This window comes from Corynebacterium sp. KPL2850 (genome assembly GCF_040225855.1).
Taxonomy (GTDB): domain Bacteria; phylum Actinomycetota; class Actinomycetes; order Mycobacteriales; family Mycobacteriaceae; genus Corynebacterium.
Window position 1 is genome coordinate 14,153 of the sequence record NZ_JBEHFV010000010.1, and the last position, 18,856, is coordinate 33,008.

Annotated in this window: 22 protein-coding genes; 14 read left to right on the forward strand and 8 right to left on the reverse strand. The window is 58.8% G+C overall.

Translation table 11 applies throughout. The annotated features are described in order from the left end of the window. The first annotated feature begins 3 nt into the window (after nucleotides 1–3). Both ABRP93_RS04885 and ABRP93_RS04890 read left to right on the forward strand, forming a co-directional pair. Nucleotides 4–912: a ribokinase gene (locus ABRP93_RS04885; protein WP_349887102.1), complete on the forward strand. Its 909-nt coding sequence runs from the start codon at nucleotides 4–6 to the stop codon at nucleotides 910–912. Between the two features lie 48 nt (nucleotides 913–960). Then, entirely contained in the window at nucleotides 961–1,245 is a 285-nt protein-coding gene (locus tag ABRP93_RS04890) for a hypothetical protein (RefSeq protein WP_349887103.1), read from the forward strand. A 51-nt stretch (nucleotides 1,246–1,296) separates the two neighbouring features. On the opposite strand, the gene purE is transcribed toward ABRP93_RS04890, so the two are convergent. Together purE and ABRP93_RS04900 are read right to left on the reverse strand one after the other, a co-directional pair. Further along, on the reverse strand, nucleotides 1,297–1,797 hold the full coding sequence (gene purE, locus ABRP93_RS04895) for a 5-(carboxyamino)imidazole ribonucleotide mutase (RefSeq protein WP_349887104.1): 501 nt from the start codon (nucleotides 1,795–1,797) through the stop codon (nucleotides 1,297–1,299). 24 nt (nucleotides 1,798–1,821) lie between these two features. Next, complete coding sequence (locus tag ABRP93_RS04900) at nucleotides 1,822–3,030, reverse strand: 5-(carboxyamino)imidazole ribonucleotide synthase (RefSeq protein WP_349887105.1); 1,209 nt, start codon at nucleotides 3,028–3,030, stop codon at nucleotides 1,822–1,824. Here ABRP93_RS04900 and budA point away from each other — a divergent pair. After that, entirely contained in the window at nucleotides 3,016–3,747 is a 732-nt protein-coding gene (gene budA / locus ABRP93_RS04905; RefSeq protein ID WP_284770073.1) for an acetolactate decarboxylase, read from the forward strand. The genes ABRP93_RS04900 and budA overlap by 15 nt on opposite strands. Here the strand turns inward: budA and ABRP93_RS04910 are convergent. Both ABRP93_RS04910 and ABRP93_RS04915 read right to left on the reverse strand, forming a co-directional pair. Next, on the reverse strand, nucleotides 3,725–4,165 hold the full coding sequence (locus ABRP93_RS04910) for a YdbT family protein (protein WP_284770074.1): 441 nt from the start codon (nucleotides 4,163–4,165) through the stop codon (nucleotides 3,725–3,727). The genes budA and ABRP93_RS04910 overlap by 23 nt on opposite strands. A gap of 143 nt (nucleotides 4,166–4,308) precedes the next feature. Continuing rightward, nucleotides 4,309–5,178 carry a biotin--[acetyl-CoA-carboxylase] ligase gene (locus tag ABRP93_RS04915; protein WP_349887106.1) on the reverse strand — a complete coding sequence of 290 codons (870 nt, stop codon included), beginning with the start codon at nucleotides 5,176–5,178 and terminating at the stop codon, nucleotides 4,309–4,311. 43 nt (nucleotides 5,179–5,221) lie between these two features. On the opposite strand from ABRP93_RS04915, the gene ABRP93_RS04920 reads away from it, so the two are divergent. From ABRP93_RS04920 to ABRP93_RS04945, 6 genes are all read left to right on the forward strand, one after another. Beyond that, on the forward strand, nucleotides 5,222–6,214 hold the full coding sequence (locus tag ABRP93_RS04920) for an ABC transporter ATP-binding protein (protein WP_349887108.1): 993 nt from the start codon (nucleotides 5,222–5,224) through the stop codon (nucleotides 6,212–6,214). A 101-nt stretch (nucleotides 6,215–6,315) separates the two neighbouring features. Then, the gene (locus ABRP93_RS04925; protein ID WP_349887109.1) at nucleotides 6,316–7,578 is read left to right on the forward strand and encodes an ABC transporter substrate-binding protein; all 1,263 of its coding nucleotides are present in this window, start codon (nucleotides 6,316–6,318) and stop codon (nucleotides 7,576–7,578) included. A 195-nt stretch (nucleotides 7,579–7,773) separates the two neighbouring features. Then, on the forward strand, nucleotides 7,774–8,781 hold the full coding sequence (locus tag ABRP93_RS04930; protein ID WP_284608956.1) for a carbohydrate ABC transporter permease: 1,008 nt from the start codon (nucleotides 7,774–7,776) through the stop codon (nucleotides 8,779–8,781). Next, nucleotides 8,781–9,602 (forward strand): carbohydrate ABC transporter permease, encoded by an 822-nt coding sequence (locus ABRP93_RS04935; protein WP_023016855.1) that lies wholly within the window; start codon nucleotides 8,781–8,783, stop codon nucleotides 9,600–9,602. Before ABRP93_RS04930 ends, ABRP93_RS04935 begins: the two co-directional genes overlap by 1 nt. Next, nucleotides 9,602–9,787, forward strand: a complete 186-nt coding sequence (locus ABRP93_RS04940) for a hypothetical protein (RefSeq protein ID WP_023028381.1) — start codon at nucleotides 9,602–9,604, stop codon at nucleotides 9,785–9,787. Before ABRP93_RS04935 ends, ABRP93_RS04940 begins: the two co-directional genes overlap by 1 nt. Then, nucleotides 9,784–11,289, forward strand: coding sequence for an alpha-amylase family protein (locus ABRP93_RS04945; RefSeq protein WP_349887110.1), 1,506 nt, complete (start codon nucleotides 9,784–9,786; stop codon nucleotides 11,287–11,289). The genes ABRP93_RS04940 and ABRP93_RS04945 overlap by 4 nt, the downstream gene beginning before the upstream one ends. Before the next feature lie 268 nt (nucleotides 11,290–11,557). Here the strand turns inward: ABRP93_RS04945 and ABRP93_RS04950 are convergent, their stop codons facing one another. From ABRP93_RS04950 to ABRP93_RS04960, 3 genes are read right to left on the reverse strand one after another with little or no spacing between them, the layout of a single operon-like run. After that, nucleotides 11,558–12,136 (reverse strand): hypothetical protein, encoded by a 579-nt coding sequence (locus tag ABRP93_RS04950; protein ID WP_034659616.1) that lies wholly within the window; start codon nucleotides 12,134–12,136, stop codon nucleotides 11,558–11,560. A 3-nt stretch (nucleotides 12,137–12,139) separates the two neighbouring features. Continuing rightward, nucleotides 12,140–12,712 carry a hypothetical protein gene (locus ABRP93_RS04955; RefSeq protein ID WP_023025440.1) on the reverse strand — a complete coding sequence of 191 codons (573 nt, stop codon included), beginning with the start codon at nucleotides 12,710–12,712 and terminating at the stop codon, nucleotides 12,140–12,142. A 22-nt stretch (nucleotides 12,713–12,734) separates the two neighbouring features. Beyond that, nucleotides 12,735–14,003 (reverse strand): hypothetical protein, encoded by a 1,269-nt coding sequence (locus tag ABRP93_RS04960; protein ID WP_349887111.1) that lies wholly within the window; start codon nucleotides 14,001–14,003, stop codon nucleotides 12,735–12,737. Nucleotides 14,004–14,343: 340 nt separating this feature from the next. Between ABRP93_RS04960 and ABRP93_RS04965 the strand changes: the two genes are divergently transcribed. Genes ABRP93_RS04965 through ABRP93_RS04985 form a run of 5 tightly spaced genes read left to right on the forward strand, consistent with a single transcriptional unit; the run spans nucleotide 14,344 to nucleotide 17,785 of the window. Next, nucleotides 14,344–15,804, forward strand: coding sequence for an acyl-CoA carboxylase subunit beta (locus ABRP93_RS04965; protein WP_349887112.1), 1,461 nt, complete (start codon nucleotides 14,344–14,346; stop codon nucleotides 15,802–15,804). A 6-nt stretch (nucleotides 15,805–15,810) separates the two neighbouring features. After that, nucleotides 15,811–16,020 (forward strand): acyl-CoA carboxylase subunit epsilon, encoded by a 210-nt coding sequence (locus tag ABRP93_RS04970; RefSeq protein ID WP_349887114.1) that lies wholly within the window; start codon nucleotides 15,811–15,813, stop codon nucleotides 16,018–16,020. Further along, nucleotides 16,020–16,607, forward strand: coding sequence for a Maf family protein (locus ABRP93_RS04975; protein WP_349887115.1), 588 nt, complete (start codon nucleotides 16,020–16,022; stop codon nucleotides 16,605–16,607). The genes ABRP93_RS04970 and ABRP93_RS04975 overlap by 1 nt, the downstream gene beginning before the upstream one ends. A gap of 30 nt (nucleotides 16,608–16,637) precedes the next feature. Next, nucleotides 16,638–17,054 (forward strand): DUF3151 domain-containing protein, encoded by a 417-nt coding sequence (locus ABRP93_RS04980; RefSeq protein WP_349887117.1) that lies wholly within the window; start codon nucleotides 16,638–16,640, stop codon nucleotides 17,052–17,054. A gap of 2 nt (nucleotides 17,055–17,056) precedes the next feature. Next, nucleotides 17,057–17,785 carry an LppP/LprE family lipoprotein gene (locus ABRP93_RS04985; RefSeq protein WP_023025428.1) on the forward strand — a complete coding sequence of 243 codons (729 nt, stop codon included), beginning with the start codon at nucleotides 17,057–17,059 and terminating at the stop codon, nucleotides 17,783–17,785. A gap of 109 nt (nucleotides 17,786–17,894) precedes the next feature. On the opposite strand, the gene ABRP93_RS04990 is transcribed toward ABRP93_RS04985, so the two are convergent. Beyond that, nucleotides 17,895–18,818, reverse strand: coding sequence for a DUF4282 domain-containing protein (locus ABRP93_RS04990; protein WP_349887118.1), 924 nt, complete (start codon nucleotides 18,816–18,818; stop codon nucleotides 17,895–17,897). Nucleotides 18,819–18,856: the final 38 nt, after the last annotated feature.

Genomic DNA, 18,856 nt, shown 5'->3' on the forward strand with positions numbered 1-18,856 from the left:
CCAATGAGCAAACTCACCGTCGTCGGCTCGATTAATGCTGACCTTATTGTCCATGCCGAACGCCACCCCCACCCCGGCGAAACCTTGCTGGGCTCCGGTGGCGAGATCCTCGCTGGCGGCAAGGGCGCGAACCAAGCGGTCGCCGCTGCGCAATTGGGCGCCAATGTGGCTTTCGTCGGCGCGGTCGGTTCCGATCCCTACGCCGAGCCCGCCATGCACTACATGCACAGCTCCGGCATCGATCTCAGCGCGGTGGAACAGTCCGATACCACTACCGGCTTGGCGGTCATCACGGTCTCTGCCGATGGCGAAAACACCATCGTCATCTCCGCCGGCGCGAACGCTCTTGTCGATGCCCCCTTCGTCACCGCCCGCCAATCCACCATCGCCGATGCGGACGTGGTCTTGCTCCAGGGCGAAATCCCTGGCTCCGGTTTCAAAGCCGCCGTCGATGCTGCCCAAGGGCGCGTGGTCGTCAACCTCGCCCCGGTCATCGAGGTGGACCGCGACGCCCTCCTGCAGGCCGACCCCCTCATGGCCAACGAGCACGAGGCTGGCCTCATCCTTGAGCAACTGGGCCTTTCTTCCACCGGCACCCCGCGCGAGCTCGCCCACCGCCTGGTTTCCGCCGGCTTTAAATCAGTGGTGCTGACCCTCGGAGCCGAAGGCGCCTACGTGGCAACGCCCGAATCCAACACGGACATCCCCACCCCACAGATCACCGCAGTCGATACCACCGGCGCAGGCGACGCCTTTGCCGGAGCCTTTTGCACCAAGCTCCTTGAAGGCGCCACGCTTGTCGATGCCGCCACCTTCGCCGCCCGCGTCGGTGCCTTCGCCGCCACCAGCGCCGGCGCCCAGCCGTCCTATCCCACGACCTCTTCACAATTGCCAGAGGTAACGCAGAAATAGAAGCATCCAGTCTTAAAGTCACTGCAATGGAAGGTCACATCAGTCATCATGCATAAGAGCCTTGGAAAAAATAGTAAGAATAAAGGGAGAAGCAGTAAGAGCGAGCCTAAAAAATGGAAAGCCTTTTTAATCTCGCTATTGATATTTCTGCTTGTCCCCTTACCTTTTGCTCTTTACCTTGGCGGCACTGAATGGCTATTCAATGACAAGGATTCGGTGCCGAAAGAATTCTGGGTTTCTTATGTACTAGGTTTCGTCGTTTTTATTGGTGGATTGCTCTGGATGCAGATCAAAGAGTGGTTCCACGACGACTCCAAGAATTCTAAACGGTAGCTGGCTGGAGTCTCCCTCTCTTTTAGCCGATAAAGAAAGGGAAGCTCCTCCCTACTCCCCTAGCAGCTTCGAGCGGAGGTTCTTATCCTTCTGCTCGACTTCCTCTGCCATCTTTTCTTGGTAGGCGACCATCTTGTTTTGCAGGGCGGGGTCTCCGGTACCCAGGATTCGGGCGGCCAGCAGGCCGGCGTTCTTTGCGCCGCCGATGGAGACGGTGGCCACGGGAACGCCGCTAGGCATCTGCACGATAGAAAGCAGGGAGTCTAGGCCATCGAGGTCCTTGAGGGCGCGCGGGATGCCGATAACGGGCAGCGGCGTGGCCGCTGCAACCATGCCTGGCAGGTGGGCGGCGCCACCGGCGCAGGCGATGATGGCCTTAAGGCCGGAGGAGTGCGCTGCCTTGGCGTAGGCCAGCATCTTTTCCGGGGTGCGGTGGGCGCTGACCACGCCAACCTCAATGGGGATGCCGAAGTCCGCGAGGACTTCCGCTGCGGGTTTGACGGTGGGCCAATCCGAATCTGAGCCCATGATGATTCCTACCTGCGGTTCCATAATGTCCTTTCTAGGTTTTAAGAGTTATGCCCACGTTGCGTGCATCAGAAAGTGCGCGGCCTGCCGGGCGGCATCGCGGGTCTCATCGAATGATGTACCAGCGACATTGACGTGGCCGATCTTGCGTCCAGCGCGGTGGTCCTTGCCATACAGATGAATCTTGGCGTGTGGGTAGCGTTCCATAACCTCGCGCACGCGCTGCGGCATAGGCATCTTGGGGTCTTCATCCGCGCCGAGCACATTGGCCATAACGGTCACCGGGGCAAGGGCATCCACCGCTCCCAAAGGCAGGTCGAGTACGGCACGCAGGTGCTGTTCGAACTGCGAGGTCACGCAGCCATCCTGGGTCCAGTGGCCGGTGTTGTGCGGGCGCATGGCCAATTCATTGACGGAGATATCCTCGCCACCTTCACCGTTGAAGGCGAAAAGCTCTACGGCCAGCACGCCGGTCACGCCGAGGGATTCGGCAATGCTTAGCCCCAGCGCAGAGGCGCGTTCGGCCAACTCAGGCGAGAGATCGGGCGCGGGCGCGATGGCCTCGGCACAGATGCCGTTTGCCTGACGGGACTGGGTAATAGGCCAGACCTTGGCTTCACCGGACGGGCGGCGCGCCACCAAGATGGATAGCTCGCGGGTCAGATCCACTTTCTCTTCGGCCATGAGCGGCGTGCCGGCATCTAATAGCTCAGCGACGAGCTCATCAAGATCGGCATCCGAAGGAAACCACACGCCCTTCCCGTCATAGCCACCGCGGCGGGCCTTGAGGCAGACGCGCCCGTCTACGGCATCGAAAAAAGCGCGGGCATCGGCAACGGATTCGATGGCGCTAAACCGCGGAACGGGCGCCCCCAAAGCAGAAAGTTTTTCTCGCATGTCCAGCTTGTCCTGGGCATAGCGCAGGGCGCTGGGCTGGGGCTGGACGTTAAAGGAGGCATCGATAAGCGCAGCGGAATGCTCATTGGGCACATGCTCATGCTCGAAAGTAACCGCATCCGCGCCGCGGGCCGCCGCGAGCAGGTCCTCGTACTTGTGGTAATCGCCCACCACGATGTCCGGGGTGACCTGCGCGGTAGAAGAATCCGGACTACCAGCAAGAATCCGCAGATGAATATCGAGTTCCGCGGCGGCAGGTTGCATCATGCGCGCCAGCTGACCATCGCCACAGACAGTTACAATAGGTTTTGAGACACTCACGCCCACAATACTAGCTTGGATACCATGTTTACCCGTCATTCGATCTTCCAGAACTCCCTCATGAGCGCCCTCCTTGATGGCATTTATGACGGCGAGATGACCATCTCTGAGCTGCTAGGAAAGGGCAATTTTGGCATCGGGACTTTTAACGGCCTCGATGGTGAAATGATCATCTTGGACGGGACCTGCTACCAGCTGCGCGGCGATGGCTCCGCGCGGGTTGCGGACCTGGACCAGCAAACCCCTTATGCCGTGGCCACCAACTTTGTGCCGCGCATTCTTGTCGATGCCCCACGGGGCCTGCGCCGCGACGAACTTTCCGCCTTCATCGATGAGGTGGAACCTTCCGCGAACTACATGTACGCCGTCCGCATCACGGGCAGGTTTTCTGAGGTCACTACGCGCACCGTGGTCAAACAAACCAAACCCTATCCCCCAATGACGAAGGCGGTCGGCGGCGATAAAGAGCTGCACTTTAGCGATGTCGAGGGCGTCATCGGCGGCTTCCGCACTCCCGTGTACGAGCGCGGGATTTCGGTGCCTGGCTGCCACGTGCACTTTATCGACGCCGCGCGTAAGTCCGGCGGACATGTGCTGGATTACACCGTGGATGAGGCGAAAATCGAGCTCTGCCCCGGTTCCGATCTAGAACTGCGCCTGCCGCTGACCCAAGAATTCAGCAGCGCTAATCTCGCACCGGAGGATCTTGATAAGCAATTGCACTCCACCGAGGTTAAAACCAAGGGCGATCATTAATAATCTCTGCCACCTGCTTTGACTTGGCTACGGTGGGAAAATACATGGCCCTGTCCCAGCCATTGAGCGCAATGGAGATACCGCCGCGGCGCTTGCGGGCGCCGCGAATATCTTCCAGCGGAATTGAATCGATGTGGCGGCCTTCCCGCACGATGACGCGGCGATTGGTCACGATGAACCGCTTGCGGCGAGCCTTATAAAACGGAATGAGAAAGCGCCACGTGCTCAGCCCGGCCCACAAGACTACGAGGCCATTGCGCAACATCGGTTCTACTCCCTGGGCATCGCACCAGCCGATGGCAATCCACAGCACGCCAGTAATGAGGATGAGCTCCAGAAATGGGAAAACGAGCGCGCGAAATGGCGCGGATACGTCCGCGCGCTTGACCTCGCCCTGGCCCATCTTCATCAATCCCATAGCCATGGATAGTACCAGTGCGAGGCCGTGCTTCTCGGACTGCGCGGATTCCGCAGCACCTGCCGCGCGATACCTATCGCGTGGCGCCTGCTGCGCGTCGCCCGCCGCGCGATGCCTGTCGAGCGGCGCCTATCGCGCCGCGCTTATCGTGCCGGGCGCAGATGCGTCACGTCACCGGCGGAGTAGTACTCGCCCGCGACGTTAATGCGGCCGTCCTCGCCAATGCCCTCGACGCGGCCGATGACATCGCCAGTCGGGGTCTCCAGCCGCACCTCCTGGTCAATGGATGAGCACACCGCGCGGTAATCCCGCATAAGCTGCGAATCCTGGTTCTCCCACTGCGTAATACGGCGGCGCAGGTTTTTCAGCACGGTAATGGCCAGCTCGGTGCGGTCGGTATCGCGGCCTTCCAGAGCCAACGAGGTGGCCTTTTCAATGGGCAATTCCTCGCGGGTGAGCGTGACATTAATGCCCATGCCTACGACCACGCGCGCGGAAGGCGCCTGCCCGCCGACGGCCTTATTTACCTCGGCTTTATTGACTTCTGCTTTGTTGACCTCAGCCTTGTTCAACTCAGTCTTATTGAGTTCTACCTTATTGACCTCGGTCTTCGGAGCGGACTTGAAGGCTTGGCCCACCGGACCGGCCTCGGCAAGGATGCCGCAGAGTTTATTGCCGTCGATATGCACGTCATTCGGCCACTTGAGCACGGAGCCCTCGATGGAATCGGTCACGGCCAGGCCCGCAGCCAGCGGAAGCGTGCCCAAGTAATCGAGGGAATCGGGCAAGAGCAGTACGGAAAAGATCACTTGGGAGCCGGCCGGCGCCGTCCACGCCCGGCCGAGGCGGCCCTTGCCGGATAGCTGCTCATCGGCAAGCAGCACGGTGCCATCGGCGACATTGGTGGCCTGCATCAGATCAGTATTGGTGGAACCGGTCTGATCCACAAAATCGATGGTGGTGAAGTCCTCTGCCAGGGCGGTGCGGATGCGGTGCTTATCAAGTGCAGTCATAGATTCCAAGATACCGCCCGTCGGTGGTGCTAGTGTGTTGCGCATGGCAAAGGTCACTTTTGAAAAGGTAAATATAACCTACCCCGGCGCGGCGGCGCCCACCGTGAAGGAATTGGACCTAGAAATCGCGGACGGCGAGTTCCTCGTTTTGGTGGGTCCGTCTGGCTGCGGCAAGTCCACGACGCTGCGCGCGCTGGCGGGCCTTGAGCCAACGTCTAGTGGCCGGATTCTCATCGATAATGCGGATGTCACGGGCCTTGAACCGGGCGATCGCGATATCGCGATGGTTTTTCAAAATTACGCGCTCTACCCGCACCTTTCGGTGGAAGAAAACATGGGCTTTTCGCTCAAACTGGCCAAGCTCCCGAAGGCCGAAATCAAGCAAAAAGTCCAGGATGCAGCAGATATGCTGGGGTTGAGCGAGTTCCTCAAGCGCAAGCCCAAGGACCTATCGGGCGGTCAGCGCCAGCGCGTGGCCATGGGCCGTGCCATCGTGCGCAATCCTAAGGCCTTCCTCATGGATGAGCCGCTATCTAATCTGGATGCGAAGCTGCGCGTGCAGACTCGTACCGAGCTTGCGAGCCTGCAGCAACGGCTTGGGACCACCACGGTCTACGTCACCCACGATCAGGTAGAGGCCATGACGCTGGGGCACCGGGTAGCCGTGCTCAAAGATGGTGTATTGCAGCAGGTTGCCCCGCCGCGCGAGCTTTATGCGGAGCCAGCAAACGAATTCGTCGCCGGTTTTATTGGTTCGCCTGCGATGAATATCTTTGACCACAACGGCGAGCGCCTGGGCGTACGCCCGGAAAACATGCACCTCAATGAGGGTGCTGAGGGCCTGCGCGGCGTGGTCGACCTGGTTGAAGAATTGGGTTCCGAATCCTTTGTCTACGCCACGGTGGGTAGCGCACGGTTCGTGGCCCGCTGTGAAGGCACCCCGCCACAGCGCGGCGAGGAGGTTGTATTGACCTTTGATGAAAGCGCGGCACACCGCTTCGATCCAGAAACCGGGCAGCGCATCGCCACCTCATAAAGCACCCCCGTATAGAGGTGAATAATCAAAATCTATTCTGCGCGCGGTGTTTGTAAATTATTTTTAAGGAACACCCAAGCTTTCTGAAAGGTGAATTCCCCATGAAGAAGTACTTCATTCGCACCACAGTCGCCACCACGGCGGTACTGGCACTAGCCGGCTGCTCCACGTCTGATGATGGTGCAGATAACGCGGATGGCTCCGCATCCGGTTCCGGTTCCGGCGCTGACTCCCACGGCCCCATCACCTTTGCCATGGGCAAGAACGACACGGATAAGATCACTCCCATCATCGATAAGTGGAATGAAGAAAATCCGGATGAACAGGTCACACTCAAGGAGCTCGCGGGCGAGGCAGATGCCCAGCGCGAGACCCTCGTGCAGTCCCTCCAGGCCGGTAACGATGACTACGATGTCATGGCCCTCGACGTGGTCTGGACCGCGGAATTCGCCGCCAACCAGTGGCTCCAGCCGCTCAACGGTGACTTCGAGACCGATACTTCGGAGCTCTTGCCGGCCACCGTGGAATCGGCAACCTACAATGACGTGCTGTATGCGCTGCCGCAAAACACCAATGGCCAGCTCCTCTTCCGCAATACTGAGCTCGCGGACGCTACCCCGGAGAAATTCGCTGACCTCGAATCCGCCTGCAAGGCCCTGGAAGATGGCAAGAAGTGCCTGACCACCCAGCTCAAGCAGTACGAGGGCTTGGCTCTGAACACCGCCGGCTTCATGGAGGGCTGGGGCGGCTCGGTGCTTGACGATGACGGCAATGCCACCGTCGATTCCAAGGAAGCCCAGGAAGGCCTGCAGGCCATGGTGGATGCGTATGAAGACGAAATCATCTCCAAGGACTCCACCGCCGCCACCGAGGAAGAGACCAACATGGCCTTCACCGAGGGCAAGACCGCCTTCGCAGTAAACTGGCCCTACATGTACACCAATGCCGTAGATGCCGGCATCGACGTTGAGGTCCAGGCACCGCTGGGCAAGGACGGCGTCGGCGTATCCACCTTGGGTGGCTACAACAACGGCATCAACATCAATTCCAAGAACAAGGGCACCGCCCTGGACTTCATGAACTTCATCATCAATGAGGAAAACCAGAAGTCCTTTGCTGAGCAGTCCTTCCCGCCGGTTCTTTCCTCCATCTACGATGACCCGCAGCTGCAGGAGGAATTCCCCTACCTGCCAGCGCTAAAGGAATCCCTGGAAAACGCCGCACCGCGCCCGGTATCGCCGTTCTACTCCGCCATCTCTAAGGCCATTCAGGACAACGCTTATGCCGCGCTGACCGATGGCAAGTCCGTCGAGGATGCCACCTCCGATATGAAGGCGGCCATCGACTCTGCTTCGCAGGGTTAAAGATACGCTCCCTGCCCCTCGTATCCCACGAGCAGGGAGCATGCTGAAAACCGAGAAATACATAGCGAACCGCTAGTGCACAAATGGGTGAGGAAGGCGCATACGCCATAGCCTCACCCTTTGTGGTTTTCCCACCCTAGTTGGGGATAGAATCTAGCGCACCAGAAATTATCTGAACCAGAAAGGCGAATAACCGTGGTCACCACTTCGCCGACGCAACAGACGCACTCATCATCGAAGAAACCCAAGCGCACCCCTAGCTCCAGCAGGTTTGCCAATTTCGGGCGTCCCGCCGCGCTGATCGCACCGGCGCTCATCGTGCTGGGCATCATCATCGGCTATCCCATCGTGCGCGCGGTCATCCTGTCTTTCCAGGGAAACCGGCAGCTGAACCCCAAAACGGGCATCTTTGAAGAAGGCGGTTTTGCCGGCCTAGACAATTACCTGTACTGGATCAATAACCGCTGTGTTTCCGGTGCGGGTGAAATCACGACGTGCCCGCCCGGTGTTATCGCCACCGACTTTTGGCCCGCCGTTAAAATCACGCTGTTTTTCACCGTGGTCACCGTCGCCTTGGAGACCATCCTCGGCATGTTCATGGCCATCATCATGAACGGCGAGTACCGCGGCCGCGGCTTGGTGCGCGCCGCCGTGCTTATCCCTTGGGCCATTCCTACCGCCGTGACTGCCAAGCTGTGGCAGTTCATGTTCGCCCCAGAGGGCATCGTCAATTCCTTGCTTGGTACGAATATCGCCTGGACCACGGACCCGTTTTATGCGCGCTTTGCCGTCATCATCGCAGACGTGTGGAAGACCGCACCGTTTATGGCGCTGCTCATCCTGGCTGGCCTGCAGATGATCCCCAAGGACGTCTACGATGCCGCCCGCGTCGATGGCGCCAACCGCATCCAAACCTTCTTCCGCATCACCCTGCCGCTGGTGCGCCCAGCCCTGATGGTGGCCGTACTCTTCCGCACCCTGGATGCGCTGCGCATGTATGACCTTCCCGTCATCATGATTTCGAGCTCGTCTAACTCCCCTACCGCCACCATTTCCCAGCTGGTGGTGGAAGATATGCGCCAAGGTAATTTCAATTCCGCCTCGGCGCTGTCCACCCTTATCTTCTTGCTCATCTTCTTCGTCGCTTTCATCCTCATCCGTTTCCTCGGCGCGGATGTCTCCGGCAGAAAGGGTGCAAAATAATGCGTAAATTCGGACACTACGCGGGCATTATCTTCATCATGTTCTGGGGCCTTGCTCCCTTTTATTGGATGGTGGTCACCGCCCTGCGCAGCCAGGAATTCACCTTCGATACCACGCCTTGGCCAACGCATATCACGCTCGATAATTTCCGCGATGCCCTCGCGACGGATAAGGGCAATGATTTCCTCGGCGCGCTGGGCAATTCGCTATTCATCTCGCTCGCAACCACCGCGGTAGCCGTCTTGGTCGGCGTATTTACCGCGTATGCGCTCTCCCGCTATGACTTTCCCGGCAAGGGTATTGTCACCGGCATCATCCTGGCAGCCTCCATGTTCCCTGCCATCGCGCTGGTTACCCCGCTCTTCCAGCTCTTTGGCCGCTTGGAGTGGATCGGCACCTACCGCGCGATGATCATCCCGAATATCTCCTTCGCCCTGCCCCTGACTGTCTATACCCTGCTCAGCTTCTTCCGGCAGCTGCCATGGGAGCTCGAGGAGGCCGCCCGCGTGGATGGCGCTTCACGTGCCCAGGCCTTCCGGCTCATCCTCCTGCCGTTGGCCGCCCCGGCGCTCTTTACCACCGCGATCATTGCCTTTATCACCACGTGGAATGAATTCATGTTGGCCAAGCAGCTGTCCACGACGGGTACCGAGCCAGTCACGGTGGCCATCGCTCGTTTCTCTGGCCCCTCGGCCTTCGAGTACCCTTATGCCGCAACCATGGCGGCTGGTGCATTGGTGACCATTCCGCTTATCATCATGGTGCTCATTTTCCAGCACCGCATCGTCGCCGGGCTTACCGCAGGAGGTGTCAAGGCCTAATGCGCCGGTCCCTGCTGTGGGATTCGCTCCTCGGATTCCTCGGCTTCTTCGCGTGCCTTGCGGTTATCCAAGCCGTAGTGAACCTATTTGAAGACTCTCCCGCCGTATGGCCCGGCCTAGTGGCCGGCGCGCTGTGCGCACTGACCTACCTTGCCTGGCGGGCAAAAAGAAAGGATCTGCAATGAGCTGGTACCACAACGCCGTCTTCTATCAAGCCCTCGTGGGCTCCTTTAAGGACTCCGGCAATAACGAGGCCGAGAATAAGGGCATCGGTACGCTGCGCGGGGTCATCGACAAGCTGGATTACCTCCAGTGGTTGGGCGTGGACTGCCTCTGGCTCTCGCCGTTTTATGCCTCGCCGCTGCGCGATGACGGCTACGATATCGCCGATTATTATTCCATCCACCCCGATTACGGCACGATGGCGGACTTCGAGGAATTGGTTGAGGAATTGCACCGCCGCGATATGCGCATCATGACGGACCTAGCGCTCAACCACACCAGCTCTGATCACCCGTGGTTCCAGGCTTCGCGCTCCGATCCGGATGGCCCGTTCGGGGATTTCTACGTCTGGGGCGATGATCCCGAGCGCTACCCCGAAATTCGCGTCATCTTCACTGACGTCGAGACCTCCAACTGGACCTGGGACGAGGAGCGCCAGCAGTATTATTTCCACCGCTTCTACTCCCACCAGCCGGATCTCAATTACGATAACCCGGACGTGCAGGACGAGGTCTTTAATATTTTGTCCTTCTGGATGGACAAGGGCCTCGATGGCCTGCGCCTCGATGCCATCGCGTACCTCTTCGAGCGCGATGAGCTCGGCGGCGAATCCCTGCCGGAGACGGTGGAGTTCGTGGAAAAGATTCGCTCCTTTATGGATATCCACTATCCCGAGGCCGTCCTCATTGCGGAGGCCAACCAGCCGCCCAAGGAGACCATGGAGTACTACGGCTCCGGAAACCGCTTCCACATGGTCTTCAACTTCCCGGTCATGCCGCGGCTCTACCAGGCGCTCGCGCTTGGCGATGCCACCCCCGTCTACGACATCCTCGACCAACTACCGCCACTGCCCGAGGGGTGCCAGTGGGGTACCTTCCTGCGCAACCACGACGAGTTGACCTTGGAGATGGTCGACGATGACGTCCGCGAGCTGATGTATCAGACCTACCTGCCAGAAGAAGGCATGCGGGCGCACGTGGGCATCGCCAGGCGGCTCATGCCGTTGATGGGCGGGGACCGCCGCAAGGTGGAGCTGATGTTTTCGCTGCTGATGACCCTGCCGGGTGCGCCCTTTATTTATTATGGCGATGAAATTGGCATGCTCGATGACACCTCTTTGCCGGATCGCTATGCCGTTCGCACCCCTATGCAGTGGGACGATAGCGAAACCGCGGGCTTTAGCGCCCGCACCCCGGCGCGGCTGCCTATCGTCGGCGGCACGTCCGTGGAATCTCAGCTCAACGATGCCACTTCCCTGCTCCACAGCGTGCGCACCATGATTACGGAGCGCCACGCGCGCCCCGAGCTGGGCACGGCACCCTGCGAGCCGGTGGAAACCGGTAAGGAAAGCGTACTCGGTTACCAGCGCGGCGACCTGTTGTGCCTGCACAATTTCAGCGACCGCTCCGTTGACCTAGGCCCCGTTGAGCTTGGGCCATTCGGTTACGCGTGGTTGCCGGCCTAAAGCGGCCGCCTTCGGCCCTGCATAGCCACTGCACAGCCAGCCATGCCGGTGGATGGGCCCGGCTTTGCCATTTGTGCATCCTCCACTGCGATAACTGAGCAAACCCGGCCCTCAGATATCGCAAATCTTCCTCAAATGTTGCAGAGGACCCTGCACTTTGGAGGATGCACTTCAGAGGATGCACTTCTAATAAGGCACCGTAGCTGCCAAAAAGAGCCCAGCTCCACACCCCATTCACAGGGCGCGGCTGGGCTCATTTTCTAATGAATTAGCTCCAGTCCGGAGCGTCTTCTAGGCGCAGCTCGGAATAGCGAGCCTCAGGGACAGTGGCAGAATATGGTTTTCCTACCGTTTCCCATACTTGATCTCGGTTACAGTGCACATCCTGGCCATCGGTATCCAGCATGGTAAAGCCCCACACCAACTTGCCTTGGGAATTTGCAGGCAAGGTGTATGGCCCAACTACCTGGTTAATCTTCCAGTGTTGTTCGCTTACATAGTTGAATCCGTAGGTCTTAGTCAGGATCTTGGCCAAATCTCCCTCTCCTTGCACGGAGCCGGAAACCTCAACGGTTTCCGTCCGCGCTTTGGATACGGTGTGTTTGACCGGCACCGGCTCAGCATTGTGGTTTGCCACGCTGGCGGCATCGGTTTGCTTGAACCAGCGGCGCTTCGCGGTGACGTAGGCGGAATTCTCCCCCGGCGTTGCGCAATGCGTGCCGGGCTTATAGTCATCGTTCCAGCGCTGGGGCAGTTCAAAGTCTCCGCCGAAGTCAGAGGCATGGGCCACTGGAACGGCCACCAAGCTCAGCGCTGCGATCGCACTAGCGATGGACTTCACCTTCAAGGTTTAACCCCAATCGTTGTTATCGCGGGTGGAGACCGCTACGTGGCGTTCCTTGGGCAGAGTTGCGGTAAATTTACCGCCATTGGCCTGCCAGGTGTGGTCGGAACCGCACACGGTCTTTTGTCCTTCGAAGTCAGAGACAACCCAGCCAGCCTTCAGCACGGCAGTCTTACCCGGAGCGATATCGTATGGGCCGACCTGCTCGCCTACCTCGTAGGTCTGGCTGGAGGTGTAGCTGGAGGAGAAGGTGAAGTGAATCAGATCCAACAGCTTGAAGTCCACACCAGCAGAAACGTCCCAAGACTTGGTCTTGGTTTCCTTGATGGAACGGGTCACTGGAAGCGGCTCATCGTTGTAGTTGGAAACGGTCCAGGTGCCGGCGGAACCGTCGAAATAGGTGCGCTTAATATCAACGGTCTGGCCGGTATCGCCAGGATTGGCGCAGCGCTCACCAATCGTGGTGGGGTTTGCAGGACCCAGGTCGCGCTGCGGCAATGCGTTGGCGGCTGGGGCAGCGAATACGCCGGTGGCAACGGCCAAAGCCGCGGTGGTGGACGCAATCTTGGAAATGCGCATGAGATGTACTCCTAGCAGGTAGTTAGTAGATGGTTTGGGTGGGTACGGGCAGATCGCGGTATTCGTCAGGGGTGACGTCTACGGTGCGGGTACTGCCGTCTTTGGAAGTGATTTTGGCTTCGGCCCAGAAACCGCTCGGGGCGGTGGTCTGTTTATAGTCCGAGGTGAGGTCGTACTTGCCGGATTTTCCGCAGTGCACCTCGCGATAGTTGATACGGGTCATGGTGGTGCCGTACTCCACGCGAACGCGCTCTCCGGGTGCAAGGTTGACGTGTTTGAGTTCAGTACCGACCGGCATGTAGGCACGTTTGATGGCGCCGACGGACTCGAGCCAGCCCTGCGGGATATCGCCCCTATTGCCTCGCCAATTGGTATAGGGATCGTGCTGGGCACCGACTACGAAGTCCGTTACCGGTGCGAATTCATAGTCACCCTGAGACCAGTTGAGGAAGTCGGTAGAATAACCGGGCTTGCGGAAGGTTGGTTTTACCGCCGTGATATCCAGCGGGTACCAGGAGTTATCGTTGGCCTCGCACTTTTCGCCTTCCTTGGGCCACGCAGGATCGCGTTGGGGTTCGGCGGCTGGTTGCATGATCTCGTCTTTGTCAGGATCAGCAATCTTTTCCAAGCTGGGTCCGGAAACCGCGGTGTAGTTACCTTCGATTGGCTTAGAGTTAGTGCTGCCGGAACGAGACGGAATTTCCATTGCCAAGTCCGATACGGATCCATCGGCTTTGATGATATAGGCAAAGGCATAGCGCTCTGCTGGGGCTTTACCGCGGACGACGTTGGCGCCGGGAATGTTTTCGAGGCGGTCATCATTGCAGCCGACGAACATGGAAATAAAGTCCTTTTCCACCACGCCGTATTCCACGCGGAAGGATTCACCCGGCTTGAGTTTGACGGGCCCGAAGGTTTCTTTATCTCGCCAGCCATTGGCCATTTTTAGGCCAATATCGGATTTGGCGGTGGTGTCCCAACCAGAGGGCAACTTGGCCTTGGAGTTGGCATCAATTTCGTGGTTGGTGCCGGTTTCTACCTCGGCGGTGTACGGCACTTCTTGGTCGGTGGTGTTTTTGAATTGCAAGGTTCCGTCGCTCATGTAGCGACGGCCTGTTTCAGCAAACCGCCATTCGCGTTCGGTGTTATCTCCGGCGGCGCTGCAGCTTTTGTAGAGGTTGGTAATGGGATATGCCTGTGGCATCGGGGGAATATCGCGCGCATGTGCCGCGGGCGCGAGAAATGTCGCGATGGCAAGCGGCGCGACAAGTCGCAGTCCCTTTGAAATCACCAGAAGACCGTCCTTGTGGTTGTTTAAGGATACGAGAAATAATTCATGAAGACACAGCTGATATTAAGTTCTTTGTTATGGCTCCTCAACAGTTACGGCTATCTTTTCTTTTGACATTTATCGTCGACACGGTGGGAAAATGCCCCTTACCGGTAACGAACGCTGCACATCACATTTCACCCTTACCCCTATAAAGGGGAGCTAATATTTCCTAATGCCTGGCAGATACTCCGGTTGCGGTAATGCCGCACCGATAGCGCTCCGCCACCGACCCCCTGTGACGATGCCCAAACCGCACAATTTCCGCATCTTTGGCCTTCCACTAGTAAACTCAGCGCCTATGATTGACCTGAAGACCACCGCTGGCAAGATTGAGGACCTGGACAACAAGCTCGCCGAGTCCCGCGCGCCGTTGGGGGAAGGCGAGCCAGCCGCCCGCACTCGCGTGAATCAGCTGCTCGATGAGGGTTCCTTTGTAGAAACCGATGCACTAGCCCGCCACCGCTCCACCGACTTTGGCCGCGAGCACGATCGCCCGTACACCGATGGCATCGTGACCGGTTACGGCACGATCGATGGGCGTCGCGTGTGCATCTTTAGCCAGGATGCCAGCGTCTTTGACGGCACGATGGGTGAGGTTTATGCGGAAAAGCTCACCAAGGTCTATGACCTTGCGTTGAAAACGGGCGTGCCCATCGTCGGCATCTATGATTCCACCGGCCCGCGCGCGCAAGAGGGCATCGTCACGCTGGCTGGCTACGCCCGCATCCTCGCCCGCGCGACCGAGGCCTCCGGTCTGATCCCGCAGATCTCCGTTGTGGCCGGGGATACCAGCGGCATTGCGGCTTTTGCGCCCACGCTTGCCGATGTCCTCATTGTCACCCACGGCACCAGCCTGCACCAGGCAGCCGGCGACGTGGCCCAAGCAGAACCGGAAACCTTTGGTGGTGCCGCAGTCCACGCGCAGTCCGGCACCGCGCAGCTCAGCGCCCCGAGCGAGCAAGCAGCCCTCGCGCTGGTCCGCAACGTACTGGCTTACCTGCCGGCCAATAACCGCGCCGAGGCAACGCGCATCGATACGCGCGAGGTCGCCGAGTTCGATCTGGATTCCGTCATCCCGGATTCAGCAGCGGATGCCTATGACATGCGCGAGGTGGTCAACGCGGTCGTCGATAAGGGCTCCTTCTTTGAGCTTTCGGCCGAGGCCGCGCCGAATATCATCACCGGCTTTGCCTTCGTGGATGGCCGCGCTGTGGGCATCGTTGCCAACCAACCGCTGTCCCTCAATGGCGCGCTGGATTCAGCCGCGGTGGAAAAAGCGGCGCGCTTTGTGCGCCTGTGCGATGCCTTTAATACCCCGATAATCGAGTTCGTGGACTCGCCCGGTTTCGTTGCCACCCCGGAGGAAGAAAAGGCCGGTCTCCTGCGCCGGGCGGCGGGGTTTGCGTATGCGCAGGCGGAAGCGAGCGTCGGCAAGCTTACGGTGGTCACCCGCAAGGCCATTGGCCCAGCCTACGCGTTTATGGGGTCTAAGGATCTGGGCGCGGATTTGGTCTATGCCTGGCCGACCGCAGAAATCGCCGTCGCCGAGGCGGCCCAGACCGCGCTGGCTATTTACGGCGATGCGGACAAGCAGGAAGAGATGGACGAGCTCTTTTTGCACCCCTACGCCGCCGCCGAGCGCGGGCTGGCCGATAATGTCATCGAGCCTTCCGCTACCCGCCACTACCTGGTTGAAGGCCTGCGCCTGCTAGAGCGCAAGGTCGTGGCACAGGTACCAAAGAAGCACGGAACTGTTTAGGAAAAGATGTCTGAACCCGAAATCAAAGTCCTGAAGGGAAACCCCACGAATGAAGAGCGCGCCGCGCTATCGACGGTGCTCAAGCAGATGAAAAAGGACCACTCCGGTGCTTTTGGGGATCGCAACCACTGGGGCAGGCCCGATGAGCGCTTCGACCACTACGGCGCGCAGCGCGTCTTTAATCCTTCTGCCTTCCACACCGTGCGGTATTACTAATGCGCCTCATTTTGGCCTCGCAGTCCCCCTCGCGCGCCTCCATCCTGCGCGGGGCCGGCGTGGAACCGGTGCTCGAGCCCGCCGATATTGACGAGCGCGCCTTGGAAGCCCAATTGGCGGGGAACCCACCTGCCGATACCGTGGCAGCGCTGGCCACCGCCAAGGCCGAGAAGGTAGCCTCCCAGTACCCCAACGAGCCGGTTATCGGCGGCGATTCCATGCTGCTATTGGATGGCCAACTGCAGGGCAAGCCGCACACCATTGACGCCACCATCGAGCGTTGGCACCAACAAGCAGGCCGCACCGCGCAACTGCTTACCGGCCATTGCCTGATTTTTGGCACGCAGCGCCACGTGGAAACCTCCACCACGACCATCCGCTTCGCAGAGGCTTCTACCACCGATATCGAGGTCTATGCCCGCAGCGGTGAGCCCTTGGAGTGCGCGGGCGCATTTACCTTGGAGGCCATGGGCGGCTGGTTTATCGATAGCATCGACGGGGATCCCTCTTCTGTCATCGGGCTGTCCCTGCCGGTGGTGCGCCGCGCGCTCTATTCTTTTGGGCTTAACGTTTCTGACTTCTGGTAGGCACGCACGAGCATCGCTAGAGTGTGTTTTATGAAAATGAAAGACATGCTTGCCCCAGAGCCCATTAAGTTGCCCGACGATCCCGGCGCCAAGGACGCGGCCGCACCTGCCGCCGGAATCGTAGACCACCCGGATTCCCCGTTGCTGTGGGCCATGCTCGCGGAGCAGGAGCTCGACAAGCTAGAGGGCGCGGATCCCAACGAGTACATCACCGCTTATGCCTACGCCCGCACCGGTTACCACCGCAGCTTGGACCGCCTGCGCGGCAATGGCTGGAAGGGCTGGGGCCCGGTCCCCTTCTCCCACGAGCCGAACCAGGGTGTCCTGCGCGCAATTGCGGCCCTAGGACGTGCCGCCCAGGCTATCGGCGAGGACGATGAATACGACCGCATTCGTCAGATGCTTTCCGATGCCGACCCCGACAGCGTCTCTAAGCTCCTCGACTAAGTATGTTTGCTAGAAATATATCTCGCTACTTCGGTTCTAAGGCCGCGATAACGCTCCTCGCTGCGGCGCTGCCACTTAGCTTGGCGGCGTGTAGCTCGGATGACCAGGAATCTAATTCAGCTTCTTCCCAATCCGAGTTTTCTACCCACAGCCCAGAATCCTCGGGGCAGACCCACACGGTAACCGAAACGCCCACTAAAGAAGCCCCAGCACAGCCAAGCGATAATGAGGACAAGGATTCTTCCACCGATTCCGAATGCGCACACCTGCCAAATGATCCACGCGAAGCCTATGCATCTGGCACCGCGCCCGGACGAATGCCATCTGATAGTGGTGACGACTTCAACTTTTGGATCGCGGATATCGACAACTCATACGATCCCTGTGCGCCCATCAGTTGGATTACCTTCAACGGTGAGGTGGGAGACAAGAATGGCCCCAACAGTAACGCAGCATCGGTCGGCCATGCACTGGCCCTGTACGTCCATGGAGAGCCCGTGAATGAAGTCACCATGTTTGACTCGGTAGATGAGGTCAGCCGAGTCTCAGACGATGCGGTCGACTTCACGTGGGGAGAGCGCTCAATTACTACGTCCGCGGGGATCACCGCGCATCACACAGTGCGCCTCCAGGTTGATGGTGACTCGGTGGAACCAGTCTCTGGCGATATTGACCTTTTCAATAAGGCGTTGAATGAGCACATGACGTTCATGCTCGGTTCCTATGGCTAGGCCATAGGATTTGCCGTATTCCATCCGTATTCGCACACCACGCACTAATGACCCCGCGGATTGCCGCGGGGTCATTATTTATAGGAGTTTCAGGCACAATCCTTAGCGCCTAGTTTTTATCCAAAGACTGCCTATCCAATAAGTCTCCGGTGTTTTGCGCGGTGCGCACGTTTGCCACCATCGCTTCCAATGCGAGCCTTGTAATCACCATCCCAGCATAAAAAACCACAGTAGCTAGCAGGACGAGGACGATGAATCCGATAAAGCTGAGGAAGACATAACCATACTCGCCCTTCGAAATTCCATTTATACCGACGATGGTCCCAAGAATAAAAGCCACTAGAACGTGGAGAGCCCACCAAATTCCGCCCAATACCATAGCGTCGACGTAGATCGCCTTTACATGGGTCAGGGTCATGAAATCTTTAAATTCAAATTCCCAAATCCCGCCTAAGAGGCCTTTCTTATTCCCCAGGCCCCTCATAGCTGTACCGAACCCGCGCTTATTCTGACCAGCTGCTCGCCCATAGCTTTGAGGGACCTCAGTGCCCTGAGGGGGTTGACCATGATTTGGTTGAGAACCTGACTGCGGGTTGTACCCGCCTCCAGCCGATGCCTCATGTGATTGTTGTCCCGTGCTCTGTCCGGCGCCTGACCCTGCATCGTTTGCAGACCTTTGGTTATTTTCTGCCGAGTTTGCGGATGAGGGCTCCGAATCAGCAGCAGATTTGTGTCCCTGCGACGCGGACTCTGCACCTGCTGCGGACGATTGGGAAGCCTGCGGGCTGGGCTTATCCGAACCAGCATCTGCAGGCTGGTCGCTGCCTGTCGTTGAAGCCGCATTCTCAGCAGAAGAACCGGGGTTTTTGGTCTCCTGTGCACGAGGCTCCTGTCCACCATTTTTCTGCGCCTGCTCGTTCTGTGGTTTAGGAACGGAAGACTCAGGAGTTTCGGTGTTTTGACGGGGTTGTTCAGAAAAATCACGGGGCGTAGAGCTCTGAGGGGCGTCAGAATTGCGGTCATTTTCAGCCATTATCTGATCCTTTTAGTTGTAGTCAGGGTAGGTAGGAA